The 12979-nt window shown below is 34.9% G+C and carries 10 protein-coding genes and 1 pseudogene; 8 read left to right on the forward strand and 3 right to left on the reverse strand.

Going from position 1 to position 12979, the window contains the following annotated elements:
- Window positions 1–137 precede the first annotated feature (137 nt).
- From dpaA to dapA, 5 genes are all read left to right on the forward strand, one after another.
- The gene (gene dpaA, locus CWS01_RS13450; RefSeq protein WP_101177780.1) at window positions 138–1037 is read left to right on the forward strand and encodes a dipicolinic acid synthetase subunit A; all 900 of its coding nucleotides are present in this window, start codon (window positions 138–140) and stop codon (window positions 1035–1037) included.
- Window positions 1034–1630, forward strand: a complete 597-nt coding sequence (dpaB, locus tag CWS01_RS13455) for a dipicolinate synthase subunit B (RefSeq protein ID WP_101177716.1) — start codon at window positions 1034–1036, stop codon at window positions 1628–1630. The genes dpaA and dpaB overlap by 4 nt, the downstream gene beginning before the upstream one ends.
- Window positions 1631–1854: 224 nt before the next feature.
- Window positions 1855–2904 (forward strand): aspartate-semialdehyde dehydrogenase, encoded by a 1050-nt coding sequence (gene asd / locus CWS01_RS13460; protein ID WP_101177717.1) that lies wholly within the window; start codon window positions 1855–1857, stop codon window positions 2902–2904.
- Window positions 2905–3154: 250 nt separating this feature from the next.
- Window positions 3155–4381 carry an aspartate kinase gene (gene dapG / locus CWS01_RS13465; protein WP_101177718.1) on the forward strand — a complete coding sequence of 409 codons (1227 nt, stop codon included), beginning with the start codon at window positions 3155–3157 and terminating at the stop codon, window positions 4379–4381.
- A 38-nt stretch (window positions 4382–4419) separates the two neighbouring features.
- A complete protein-coding gene (gene dapA, locus CWS01_RS13470) occupies window positions 4420–5286 on the forward strand; it encodes a 4-hydroxy-tetrahydrodipicolinate synthase (protein WP_101177719.1) in 867 nt (288 codons plus the stop codon).
- Between the two features lie 241 nt (window positions 5287–5527).
- On the opposite strand, the gene CWS01_RS13480 is transcribed toward dapA, so the two are convergent.
- Together CWS01_RS13480 and CWS01_RS23480 are read right to left on the reverse strand one after the other, a co-directional pair.
- Window positions 5528–7132, reverse strand: a complete 1605-nt coding sequence (locus CWS01_RS13480; RefSeq protein WP_101177721.1) for a GNAT family N-acetyltransferase — start codon at window positions 7130–7132, stop codon at window positions 5528–5530.
- A 41-nt stretch (window positions 7133–7173) separates the two neighbouring features.
- Window positions 7174–7731: a glycerol-3-phosphate acyltransferase gene (locus CWS01_RS23480; protein WP_157827651.1), complete on the reverse strand. Its 558-nt coding sequence runs from the start codon at window positions 7729–7731 to the stop codon at window positions 7174–7176.
- A gap of 442 nt (window positions 7732–8173) precedes the next feature.
- Here CWS01_RS23480 and CWS01_RS13490 point away from each other — a divergent pair, with 442 nt between their 5' ends.
- Entirely contained in the window at window positions 8174–9517 is a 1344-nt protein-coding gene (locus CWS01_RS13490; protein ID WP_101177723.1) for a cation:dicarboxylate symporter family transporter, read from the forward strand.
- 317 nt (window positions 9518–9834) lie between these two features.
- Window positions 9835–10008, forward strand: coding sequence for a hypothetical protein (locus tag CWS01_RS22685; protein ID WP_168714400.1), 174 nt, complete (start codon window positions 9835–9837; stop codon window positions 10006–10008).
- A 125-nt stretch (window positions 10009–10133) separates the two neighbouring features.
- Here the strand turns inward: CWS01_RS22685 and CWS01_RS13495 are convergent.
- Window positions 10134–11148: pseudogene (locus tag CWS01_RS13495) on the reverse strand (IS1595 family transposase).
- Between the two features lie 305 nt (window positions 11149–11453).
- Here CWS01_RS13495 and CWS01_RS13500 point away from each other — a divergent pair.
- Window positions 11454–12791: an amino acid permease gene (locus tag CWS01_RS13500; protein WP_101177724.1), complete on the forward strand. Its 1338-nt coding sequence runs from the start codon at window positions 11454–11456 to the stop codon at window positions 12789–12791.
- Window positions 12792–12979 lie beyond the last annotated feature (188 nt).

Consider the following 12979-nt stretch of genomic DNA (forward strand, 5'->3'; position numbering starts at 1 on the left):
TAGAAAAAAGCTGCGGTTTTTGTTTTTCCGAGAAATTCAGGAAAGAAGCTCACCGAATAACGAGTATTTACATAAGATGTTGAAGTAATATGATTCATTGCAAGGAGGATTTTTATAAAAAAGAAGGTGAAATATTCATGCTGACAGGGATGAAAATCGCTGTTATCGGCGGTGATGCGAGACAGCTCGAAATCGTCAGGAAACTAACAGAGCAAAATGCATTGCTTTCTTTAATAGGCTTTGAACAGCTAGATCACGCTTTTACAGGAGCTGCTAAAGAAAAAGTTGATGGAGTCGATTTTTCAAAGATTGATGCTATTATTATACCTGTAAAAGGAACAACACTTGACGGACAGGTAGACACCATTTTTTCTAATGAGGAAGTACATTTGACGGAAGAACTACTAAAAAAGACACCTCCTCATTGCGTTGTTTATTCAGGAATTTCCAATGCTTATTTGAATAGTATTACCAAAAATGCAAACAGATCTTTAGTACAGTTGTTTCAAAGAGATGATGTTGCCATATTAAATTCGATTCCAACAGTGGAAGGAACAATAATGATGGCAATTCAGCATACAGACACAACCATTCATGGTTCTAACATCATTGTATTAGGGTTAGGACGTGTAGGCATGAGTGTTGCACGTACATTCCATGCATTAGGAGCTAAAGTGAAAGTTGCAGCAAACACAAGTGAACATCTGGCCCGCATTATAGAAATGGGCTTAACACCGGTGCATTTAAATCATCTCAAAGAGGAAGTTGGCGACATTGATATTTGTATAAATACCATTCCTCATTTAGTTGTTACTTCTACTGTAATTGAAAAAATGCCCTTGCATACATTAATTATCGACCTTGCTTCCAAACCGGGAGGAACGGATTTTCAATATGCAGAAAAAAGAGGAATTAAAGCTTTATTAGCACCTAGCTTGCCTGGAATTGTTGCACCGAAAACTGCTGGAAATATTTTGGCAGATGTGCTGTCACAGCTATTACACGAGGAGCTGCAAAAGGGAAAGGAGCAGTCATAATGAGCTTAAAAGATAAAAGAATTGGATTTGGCATTTCCGCATCACATTGTACGTATGCAGAAGTATATCCACAAATAGAGAAATTAGTAAACCTTGGTGCAGATGTTGTTCCAGTTGTTACAGGAAATGTAAAGAGTACGAATACTCGCTTTGGTAAAGGATTTGAATGGATTGGAAAAATAGAGGAATTAACTGGTAATCAAACCATTGATAGTATTGTCGATGCAGAGCCACTAGGACCAAAAATTCCTCTAGATTGCATGGTTATTGCCCCGCTTACGGGAAATAGCATGAGCAAATTTGCCAATGCAATGACAGACAATGCTGTTTTAATGGCAGCAAAAGCTACATTGCGCAATCAAAAGCCGGTAGTATTAGGCATTTCTACAAATGATGCTCTTGGTTTAAATGGAGTTAATTTAATGCGGCTAATGTCAACAAAAAATATTTATTTTATTCCATTTGGTCAAGATGATCCGGTGAAAAAACCTAATTCTATGGTAGCTAGAATGGCGGCGCTTCCTGAAACGATTGAAGCAGCAATTGAAGGCCAACAAATTCAGCCCGTTATTATTGAAAAATATTTAGATTAAATGCTGGATTTTATTCCTTTATTTTGAAGAAAAAGATGTTTATACATCAAAAAGTTTAGAGGTTATTACGCTTCTGATCATCTTTTTGAAAGAATCAGAAAAAAGATTCTGTTCATATGTGCGTAATATGTTAAAATAAAGAATATTCATTGATGGCGGCGAGCTTGTCGCCGTCATTATTGTATACTATAGAGAAATTTTCACCTTGGAAGGGGAGCCTTTAAATGGAGCAAAAAAAAGGATTTAACGTCGCAGTAGTTGGAGCAACTGGAGCAGTAGGGCAACAGATGATTAAAACACTTGAATCAAGAGATTTTCCGATTTCAACATTAACTCTTTTGTCTTCTAAACGTTCAGCTGGGACAAAGGTTACTTATAAAGGGCAAGAAGTGACAGTGCAAGAAGCTACACCGGAAAGCTTTAAAGGAATTGATATTGCTTTATTCAGCGCAGGTGGAGGGGTTTCAAAAGAATTAGCTCCACATGCTGTGGAACATGGAGCAATTGTTGTAGACAATACAAGTGCCTTCCGTATGGATGAGAATGTGCCGTTAGTAGTACCAGAAGTAAATCAAGAAGATTTGTTCAAACATAATGGAATTATTGCAAACCCGAACTGTTCTACTATTCAAATGGTAGTAGCGCTAGAGCCGCTAAAAGCAAAATACGGTTTGTCAAAAGTGTTAGTTTCTACTTACCAAGCAGTTTCTGGTTCTGGTGCGGCGGCGGTTGAAGAGTTAAACAGCCAAACAAAAGCAATCATTAATAATGAAAGCTTCGAGCCCAAAATCCTTCCAGTTAAAAGTGATAAAAAACATTATCAAATTGCATTTAACGCAGTTCCGCAAATTGATGTGTTTACAGAAAATGGATTCACTTATGAAGAAATGAAAATGATCAATGAAACAAAAAAAATTATGCATGACGATACATTAAAAGTGGCAGCAACATGTGTGCGCATACCGGTGGCAACAGGTCATTCAGAGTCAGTTTATTTCGAATTAAATGACAATAATGTAACTGTTGCTGATATAAAAGAAATTTTAAAATCAGCTCCTGGTGTTGTATTGCAAGATGATCCAGAAAATCAAATTTATCCAATGCCAGCTAATTGTGTTGGATTAAATGATACATTTGTAGGTCGTATCAGAAAAGATTTAGATGTAGAAAATGGCTTCCATATGTGGGTTGTTTCGGATAATTTATTAAAGGGTGCTGCATGGAACTCTGTTCAAATTGCTGAAAGCCTAGTGGAATTAGGAATCGTAAAATAAATTTAAAAAAATTATGGACAGTAGCAACAAAGTAGTGCTCTCTGCTTAACATATAAATAGATAAAGATGCATTTCTGTACAATTTCAGAAAACAGTCTATACTATGTATGTTGAAAGAAATAGAGGGTCTTTAAAACAGCATTGAATAATTGTGCTTCATTTTTTTAAAGTGGAAAATGAAGTGCAAACTGTTCTAGAGTAGAGAACCCTCAAAAATAGCACTTTTTTTAAGTGTATTGAGGTGTTTATAATGAAAATAATTGTACAAAAATTCGGCGGAACTTCCGTTAGAGACGAAGAAGCCCGCAACAAAGCAAAAGAACATATTGAAGATGCATTGCAAGAAGGATATAAAGCAGTGGTTGTTGTATCTGCAATGGGCCGTAAAGGAGAACCATATGCAACAGATACCCTATTGTCTTTAATTGGCGGTGCAGAAAATAGATTAAGCAAACGGGAAAACGATTTGCTTTTATCGTGCGGCGAAATCATCTCAAGTGTTGTTTTTACCGAAATGTTAGTGGAAAACGATATTAAAGCGACTGCCTTAACAGGAGCACAAGCTGGATTTGTAACGAATGATGATTTTAATCAAGCTCGAATTATCGAGATGGATGTCGCACGTTTAAAGAAAGAGCTGGAAACAATGGATGTTGTTGTTGTGGCAGGATTCCAAGGAGCTTCTGCAAATGGCGATACAACTACATTAGGAAGAGGCGGAAGTGATACTTCGGCAGCGGCATTAGGTGCAGCTTTAAATGCAGAAGTAATTGATATATTTACAGATGTTGAGGGAATTATGACAGCAGATCCCCGTATTGCAGAAAATGCGAGACCTTTATCTGTTGTTACCTATACAGAAGTTTGTAATATGGCGTATCAAGGCGCAAAAGTTATCCATCCTAGAGCGGTTGAAATTGCTATGCAAGCAAAAGTTCCCATACGAATTCGTTCCACATACTCTAAAGGGCTTGGTACGCTAGTAACAACTATTAGCCCTGAAAATATGGGCAGTGATATAAAAGAAAGACCTGTAACAGGCATTGCTCATGTAGCCCCTGTTACACAATTGAAGGTATTTGCTAAAAAGGACCAATATGATTTGCAGGCACAAGTGTTTAAAGCAATGGCGAATGAGGAAATCAGCGTTGATTTTATCAATATATCACCTAATGGTGTTGTTTATACAGTAAGTGCTGAAATGACAGCCAAGGCAATTTCTGTTTTAGAGCAAATGGGCTATGAACCTGTTGTAGAAAAAGATTGTGCTAAAGTATCTGTTGTTGGTGCAGGTATGGCTGGTGTTCCTGGAATAACTTTTAAAATTGTGACGGCATTATCCAAAGAAGGCATTCGCATCTTACAATCTGCTGATAGTCATACGACGATTTGGGTGCTTGTAAAGCAAGAAGACTTAAAAAAAGCCGTAAATGTATTGCATAATGCATTTGAATTAGAAAAAGAAGTGTTACATTAAAACACAACAAGATTGAAAATGAGAATAGGAGTGGAACGATGGGTTTATTTGGTAGGGTAGCAACGGCCATGATTACACCATTTGATGCAAAGGGACATATTGATTTTCCAAAAACAACACAGTTAATTAACTATTTACTTGAGAATGGAACAAATTCGTTAGTAGTAGCAGGTACGACTGGAGAATCGCCAACATTATCAAAGCAAGAGAAAGTTGCTTTGTTTAAACATGTGGTAGATGTAGTGGAAAAGAGAGTTCCAGTAATTGCAGGAACAGGTAGTTATAACACATATGATTCCATCGAATTAACAAAACAAGCAGAAGCGGCAGGAGTAGACTCTGTTATGGTAGTAGGTCCATACTATAACAAACCAAATCAAGAAGGGATTTATCAGCATATTAAAGCGGTAGCTGAAAATACATCGCTTCCGGTAATGGTTTATAATATTCCTGGGCGATCTGTAGTAAATATTGAACCAGAAACGATTATTCGTTTAGCTAATGATATTGATAATATTGTTGCTGTCAAAGAAGCGAGCGGCAATTTAACAGCAATGACAAAAATTATTGCAGGGACAAAAGATAATTTCGCTGTATATAGTGGGGATGATAGCTTAACATTGCCAATCCTTTCTGTTGGCGGAAGTGGCATAATATCGGTAGCATCTCATGTAATTGGAAATGAGATGCAGGAAATGGTCACATCATTTCTAGAAGGGAATGTAGAGAAAGCGGCAAAGATTCATCAGCAATTATTGCCTATTATGTCTGCAATGTTTATGGCACCAAACCCTGTGCCAGTAAAAACAGCTCTTCAGATAAAAGGATTGGATGTTGGTTCCGTAAGATTGCCATTAGTGCCGTTAACAGAGGAAGAACGCACTAAACTTATTTCCTATATTTGATTATATGCTTTTTAATTTTTGAGCTGTTTGGTAATTGGATAAGGTTTTTATTTAGGAATTTGAATAAAATCTCTAAAAAACTAAGTACAGAGTTTTTGCAAAAAAAAAGGATCAGATCTCACAAATATATCTATGGTTATTTAAGAACTGTTGATAGATATAATGTGGAAACTGATCCTTTTATTTTTTATTCCCCTCCTCAAGGAACAAAAGGGAGAGAGTTGGGGTAGGCAGTATCTAATTAGTTGGCCATGATAGAATCTACTCTGTCACTTCTTAAATAATGGTATAACGCTGTAAAAAGGTCAATCATTCTACTCATCTCCTCTAATGCAATCTGTCCAATAGTGGCAATTTGAATCCAATTTCTTTCTAACAGATAGCTGCTTTCGTAATGAAGGATATATCCTTGTCCTTTCATCAAGTCACCCAACATACGTGAGGATAAGTCCTTTTCAATACAAATAGTTAGAATAGGAAAAGCCCCGTTTTGTGAATCGGCTAATATGGAAAAACCTTTTTCATTCAGTTTTTTATAGGCAAGAGAATAAAGATCTTTTATATGTATATATTTTTTTCTGAAATCCACAGAAAGTATGGCATCTAATGTGGAAAGCAGATAGGAAGAATGGGTATAAGGAATGCTTTTTTTCTTAAAGTATTCTCCTAAATCTAGATAAGGTGGTAATTGTAAGCTTGGTTGTATAGGATGATTATGAAAAACAAAGGATAAACCAGCAAGCGAACCTAAGGCTTTGCCGCTTACTCCTGAAGCAAGGTATACATTTTTTAACTGTAATGGGAGTGCACCTATCGAACTAATGGAATCAACTATTTCCTTTAGTTCATACTTTTCGCAAAAAGAAGAAATCATGTCCATGGAGTTCAAAACACCGGTTGATGTTTCACAATGAACGTACCAAATCCATTTGATATCTTTTTCTAAAACTTCTAAAAGATCCTCTTCATAAAACGCTTCTCCCCATTTTTTTCTAAGAGAGCAGTAAGTTAATTTAAAACGATCTGCACGACTTATTAATCTTTCCCCGAATTCTCCATTGCTTAAGATCAATCCTTTTTCCTCTAACAAACTAAGCTGTGCTGCGATGCAATCATTAGCTAAGGTGCCTGTACCAAGCAATACTTGTACATATGCAGATGAAGTTAAAGAACAAAGCTTATTCTGTACAGATTTCATCAATTCATAAAACTTTTGATCTCTATGTGGGATAACATCTTGAAGGAGAACTGATTTCACTTCATGATTTACTTCGACTGGACCAGGCAGAAAAGATACTTGACGATGATATAAATTTTTTGACTGATTAATAATTTCCTTTGTTATATACATTGGCTGATAAAAAGCCCCTGTTTGTCCCACTAAATGAGCGAATGGAATAAATCCCATGTGCTTATAAAGCTTTAACTCCCGTGTCGTTCCACTAATAATAGCCAATGTATAATCATGCTGGATAAAATATTGATAAAGCATTCGCATTAGTCCGATAAAAACTTTTGTTTTTCGATATTCTTTTCGAATAGATAATAAGCGTATTTCACATATTTTGGAGGAATGAATAGGCAAATAGTTTTCAACGGATCCTAACTTTTTATCTAAAGAGAATGGCCGATTATCATGAATTGCAACCATTCCAATGAGTGTTTGATCTTTTAAAGCGATTAAATAGGTATTCTGTTGATGAAAAGAATCAATCAATGCCCTTTCTTCCTTTTTTTCATGCTGTGGAATCTCTTCCACAAATGTTTCATAGTTCAACTGATGTATTTGTTCAAACTCATGAGGCAAATTCGCTAGCTTAAAAAGATATGGTGATTGTTTTTTCATTCAAATCCACCTTTCAAAAACTATAATAAAATAACTAGTAATTAATTAGTGTTCACTTTTTTTGGTATAAAATGTCTTAAAGGAATATTATGAGATAAAATGATCATTGCCATAAGGATCATTGCAATAAAAAAGCTGAAAATATTTTCTTTAAGGAATAGAAAGGAAACGCAGCACGTTGCCAATGAAAGCAGACCAGGAACAGTGAAACTTCTATAAATAAGATAAAAGAGAAGAAAACTCGCTAAAATGATGACGATAAAAATAGGCTGTATGACAATTATTCCCCCTATAAAGGCAGAAATCCCTTTGCCTCCTTTCCATTGAAAGAAAATCGGCTTGATATGCCCAGCGCAAGCGAATAATAAGCCTAATAATAGAATACTAGTTGAGTAGTCCAAAACCCTGCCAAGATAAACTATAAAAGCCCCTTTTAATGCATCCCCAAAAAAGGTGCAAATAAAAGCTTTTTTTCCATATAGCCTTCCAGCATTTCTTGCACCAGCATTTTTGCTTCCTTCTTTTCGTATATCTTTATTGGCTAAAAACTTGCTTACTACAAATCCAAAAAGAATATTTCCAGTACAGTAAGCAAGCAAAAAATAGAAAAATAAAATAATCTCACCCTCTTAAAAAACGACTAATTATATATTATATGCAATTAGACTAAAAATAAATGATTTAATAAATGATCCAAACGGAAAAATTGATAGTGAAAATAAAAGGGAAATAGCGTTCAGCCAATAACCTGTAAAGGATCTTACGGCTGATTGCTGTTGAACTAGTGAGGCTTTTGTGGGCAAGATTCTAGCCAATTAGATTCTTCATTCTCCTTAATAGCCATAAGGAGAGGTATTACTATGTGATAAAAATGCTAATTTAACTAATAATTTAGTTAAATTAGCTATCATTGCTAACGAGATTTGTTGATTATTTACAATGACATATCTATTTATTCATTGTATTATGTTAGAAAAGTTAACATTCAGAAAAGAAAGAAAAATTTTTCGTTTATGAATATTTAGAATATGGAGGTAACCAATGAATCAACAAATTTTAGCAGCGAAGAAACAGCCTTTTTATAAGGGGATGTTTTTTCAGATAATGACAGCGATTGTATTAGGGATTTTAGTCGGTTATTTGTGGCCAAACGTCGGCACGATGCTTAAGCCGATAGGAGATGGATTTATTAAACTGATTAAAATGATTATTGCACCATTAGTTTTTGGAGTGGTAGTTGTTGGGATTGCAAAAGTGGGCAATATTAAAACAGTAGGAAAAATAGGTGGCAAAACTTTATTGTACTTTGAAATAGTTACAACGTTTGCCCTAGTTATTGGAATGGTAGTTGGAAATATCATGAATCCAGGCGTAGGATTGAATATTGATCCTGCTACTTTAAGTACAAGTGATGTAGAAGAGAAAACAAATGGTTCTCACCTTCCAAGTGAAGGAGAATTTATTTTAAATATGATTCCAGATAGTGCTGTTGGTGCATTTGCTAATAATTCTATGCTACAAGTCCTGCTAATTTCCTGTTTGTTTGGGATTGCTCTTGTTCATATTGGAGGACGTACCTCTGAGCTATTAATAGATGTGGTGGAAAATGTAAATTCCGTTCTCTTTAAAATTATGGGATATATTATGAAACTAACCGTATTGGCTACATTTAGTGCGATGGCAGTTGCGGTCAGTCAGTATGGGTTAAATACTTTAGCTTCTTTTGGTAAGCTATTTGTGGCAATGACAGCTGCATGTATTCTCTTTTTATTAGTCTTAGCAGTAATCTTACAAGTTTTTTGTAAATTGAGTTTATGGAGATTAATCTTGTTTATACGGGAAGAAGTTATGCTTGCGTTTGCTACAGGTTCTACAGAAGCGGTTATGCCTCAGTTGATGCATAAATTTGAACAAGCCGGATGCAATAAAGCAGTTGTTGGACTAGTAGTGCCGACTGGCTATTCCTTTAATTTGGATGGTGCATCCATTTATCTTTCTATCGCTCTTGTGTTTTTGGCTCAAGCAACAGGTGTTGATCTAACTTTAGCGGATCAGCTTGTAATGCTGGGAATTTTATTATTAACTTCAAAAGGAATGGCAGGAATTCCAGGTTCAGCATTTGTAGCTTTGTCTGCAACTGCAGCAGCAACAGGCTCCATATCAGTAGCGGCAGTTGCTTTAATGCTTGCACCAGATAGATTTATGGGGAATTTTCGTACGACTGTAAATATTATTGGATATGCTGTTGCAGCATTTATTATCGCTCGTTGGGAAAACTTGCTGGATACAAAACGTGCTAAAGGAGTTTTAGGAGGGACGATTCAAATTCCTTCTGAACGAAGAAATCAAAGTAATGAAGAGGTATTTCTATCAGCTAAATCTTAATAGTAAAATTTAATGCAATAATCCTCTGAGAAAAATACTCAGAGGATTATTGCATTTTTAAAATATAAGCTCTGTTAAACTAAAATGTTGATTTTTGCGTACTAAAAAAGACTGTTTTGACCAAACAGTCTTTTTAATGCTATTCAACTAATGCATGCATTAGTTATATAAGAAAATTACATTTGATTTTTAGAAATTAATCTCCTCAATAGAAAATATTTGCCTCCTCTATGTCAAAACTTGTTGGCTAAAATAGCTTTGTAATTAACAATTTTACAGGTATAATCATTATGATAAAATTAGAAGGAGGAATAAAAATGAAGCAAACATCTCTCCATTATTGGCATAAAGAACATAATAAGCGAGTAGCCAAATTTCATAAAAAACACGAAATTGAAATACAACGAGGTGAAAATAGGAACAGTTTGTTAGCTAAATGGGAAAGATATTTTTATAACAAAGTAATTTCACCTCTAAAAAAAGTGAAATAATACCTCTTTGAAAGAACTGTCCCCTAGTATATTTCTTTTTTGTTCCACTTTTAGATATTCTAATAGGAAAACAAACCTTATTCAACTAACCTGCCATTTAGTTGAATAAGGTTTGTTTAAATATTTTAGATTACTAACTTTGATTGGCGAATTTGTTGGTTTGTTAAATGGTGTTCGCATAGCGTGGTACTGACAAACACTTTTTTTATATTCGACGTTGTTGCGTCAAAACCTTTCATTTCGAGGAATTGAAACCATGCCAAAATAATTATCAAGATATTTTGTAGCAACACCTTTAAATTGGTCAATCCAATGACTTAATCTCGCATGATAACCGTTTACGTTTTGGATAGGATAAATTCCTTTGATAACATCACCAGTTTTCGATGTATTGATACGATAATGTTCCATTCCCTTTTCTTTCGCATATGTCATATAAGCTCGCCAAGCATCCGTACATAAAATCTTATCTGAATTCAATAAATGACCAATCGTTTCCTCGACTTTTCATTTTACAATTCGACCTAAACAAGTTACTGTAGAAACAGTTTGTTTGTTTCGGTCACGGGCAACCAATACACAAACTTGCTCACGGCTGATACCTCGGAATTTTGACATACCACCACGTTTGCGACCTTTACGACCAGATATACGTTTACTACCTTTTTCAGAGGTCTCATCCATTTCGACGATACCTTCAAATCCATCAACTTTAATTTCTTTTAGTGCATTTAAGATTTTGTGTCGCCAATAGAAGCGTGTGACCCATTTAATTCCTAAAATTTGTTCACATTTTCGAAGAGAAAGTCCTTCAAACATTAGTTTGATAAACTCTGTCCAATATTTAGGGTAATGTGTTCCGTGCATTGGAGTGTTAGTTAAGTCATTAAATGTTTTACGACAAGCCTTACAACGGTAACGCTGACGACCTTTGTATTTACCAAACCGAACGACGAATTCACATGTGTAATGAGGACATGCGAAACCCTCCGCGAAACGAGTTTCCCTCATTTCATCTACAAGAGAACCCGTTTGAACAATTGGAAATAAAGTGTTTTTTAATGTCCAAAACAATTGTTCTTGTTGGCGTGGGTCTATTTTCTTAATATGATTTAGTAAATTACGAAAGGCTGTTTTCATGCGGTCGTACACTCCTAATTGGTTTCTATAAATATAGTATAACCAAAAATTTTGCATGTTTTCGAAAATCAACAATATTTTTTAACAGAGCCAAAATATAAAATAAAGATATTTAGTTTCATATATTCAAAAGAGAGTTATGAAGATGCTGTTGACTTATCAGAATTGTAAGATTTCCTTATAATTTATTCTTGTGAAACATCCTTTTTTAATTTATGATAAAAAGTATATTATTAGTGATTTAACTTGCTAAAGTATCGTTAACTCACTAAGTAATACAGAATTTTTAACCTGGGGGAGAAACAATGGCAACAACGAATCAGCTACAGAAAAAATTATTGCCTCGGCATATTAGTTTAATGGCAATGGGGGGCGCAATTGGCACGGGGATTTTTAAAGGGAGTGCAGAAACAGTCTCTTTGGCAGGACCTGGTGTAGTGGTTGCTTATATATTTGCAGGATTATTGCTGCTTGTAGTAATGGGGGCTATCGCAGAGATGGCAATGGTTTATCCAAATACTAATATGAAAGGTTTTGTACGTAAAGCATTCGGGCCCAGATTATCGTTTATTACAGGCTGGCTGTACTGTATTCTTTGGCTAGCAGTTTGTATTATAGAAGTCGTAGTTGCAGGAAGCTTTTTGCAATATTGGCTGCCGTCAATTCCATTATGGGTTTTAAGCTTAATATGCTCTATACTACTTATTGCGATTAATATGATGAATGTAAAAAACTATGGGGAATTTGAATTTTGGTTTGCGGGAATAAAAATTGCCATGATTATTGTGTTTATTATTTTAGGTGCATGCATTTTATTTGGCATTATTCCAAGTGGACAAGCAAACTATTTGGAAAACTTTACGAGTCATGGGGGCTTTTTTCCAAACGGCGGGACATCCATTTTTGCAGCATTATTAATTGTTATGTTTTCATATGGGGGATCTGAACTAATCGGTGTAACCGTAACAGAAGCTAAAGATGCAGAAAAAGTCTTACCTAAAGTAATTAAAAGTTTTATATTCCGGATTATATTATTTTATACATTGCCGATTTTAATTATTTGTGGATTAATACCATGGAATCAATTAACAAACGAATCTAGTCCTTTTGTTCAAGTATTGTCCATGACTGGATTTCCTTTTGCAGATCATTTAATGAACTTTATTTTAATCATAGCTGTATTGTCAGCAGCGAATTCAGGCATTTATGGTTGTACAAGAATGATGTATTCATTAGCTGATGAAGGGGAAGGGCCAAAAATATTTTCAAAAGTATCCAAAAATGGTGTTCCTGTCTATAGTTTGCTTGTGATGGCAGTAGTGCTTGTTTTAGGATCAATGATTGCTCTTGTTGCCCAAGATCAAGTCTTTACTTTATTAATGGCATTTCCTGGATTTATCGTTTCTATTGTTTGGATTAGTATTTGTTTGGCGCAAATAAAATTGCGTAGAAGCTATCCTAGTAACCCTAGCTTTAAACTTTGGGGCTATCCATATATTTCGGCATTTACAGCTGTCGTTTTAGGCGCTATTGCGATAACTTTTGTATTAAACGAAGCAAATCGCATCAGTATTATAGCTTGTTTAGTTATTATTGCTGTATTAGCAATTCTCTCTATATTTAAATTTAAAAAAGACATATAAAACACCACCAATATGGCAAATGCCTGTTCTTAGAATAGGTGTTTGCCATATTTTTTTAGAAAGGGATCTTTTGACCTTTTCTGTTGAATTTCACTTGCAGCAGAAGTCTTCTCTACCTTATACTCCAATTAATATCATGCAAAAATTAATTATTCACTTTCACACAACCTAGAGAAAAGAACAAAAAA

Source organism: Niallia nealsonii, from assembly GCF_002835805.1.
Classification (GTDB): domain Bacteria; phylum Bacillota; class Bacilli; order Bacillales; family Cytobacillaceae; genus Niallia; species Niallia nealsonii.

Coding starts and splice junctions, on each gene's coding strand:
- dpaA (WP_101177780.1), top strand. CDS start 138: ATGCTGACAGGGATGAAAATCGCTGTTATCGGCGGTGATGCGAGACAG.
- asd (WP_101177717.1), top strand. CDS start 1,855: ATGGAGCAAAAAAAAGGATTTAACGTCGCAGTAGTTGGAGCAACTGGA.
- dapG (WP_101177718.1), top strand. CDS start 3,155: ATGAAAATAATTGTACAAAAATTCGGCGGAACTTCCGTTAGAGACGAA.
- dapA (WP_101177719.1), top strand. CDS start 4,420: ATGGGTTTATTTGGTAGGGTAGCAACGGCCATGATTACACCATTTGAT.
- CWS01_RS13480 (WP_101177721.1), bottom strand. CDS start 7,132: ATGAAAAAACAATCACCATATCTTTTTAAGCTAGCGAATTTGCCTCAT.
- CWS01_RS13490 (WP_101177723.1), top strand. CDS start 8,174: ATGAATCAACAAATTTTAGCAGCGAAGAAACAGCCTTTTTATAAGGGG.
- CWS01_RS22685 (WP_168714400.1), top strand. CDS start 9,835: ATGAAGCAAACATCTCTCCATTATTGGCATAAAGAACATAATAAGCGA.
- CWS01_RS13500 (WP_101177724.1), top strand. CDS start 11,454: ATGGCAACAACGAATCAGCTACAGAAAAAATTATTGCCTCGGCATATT.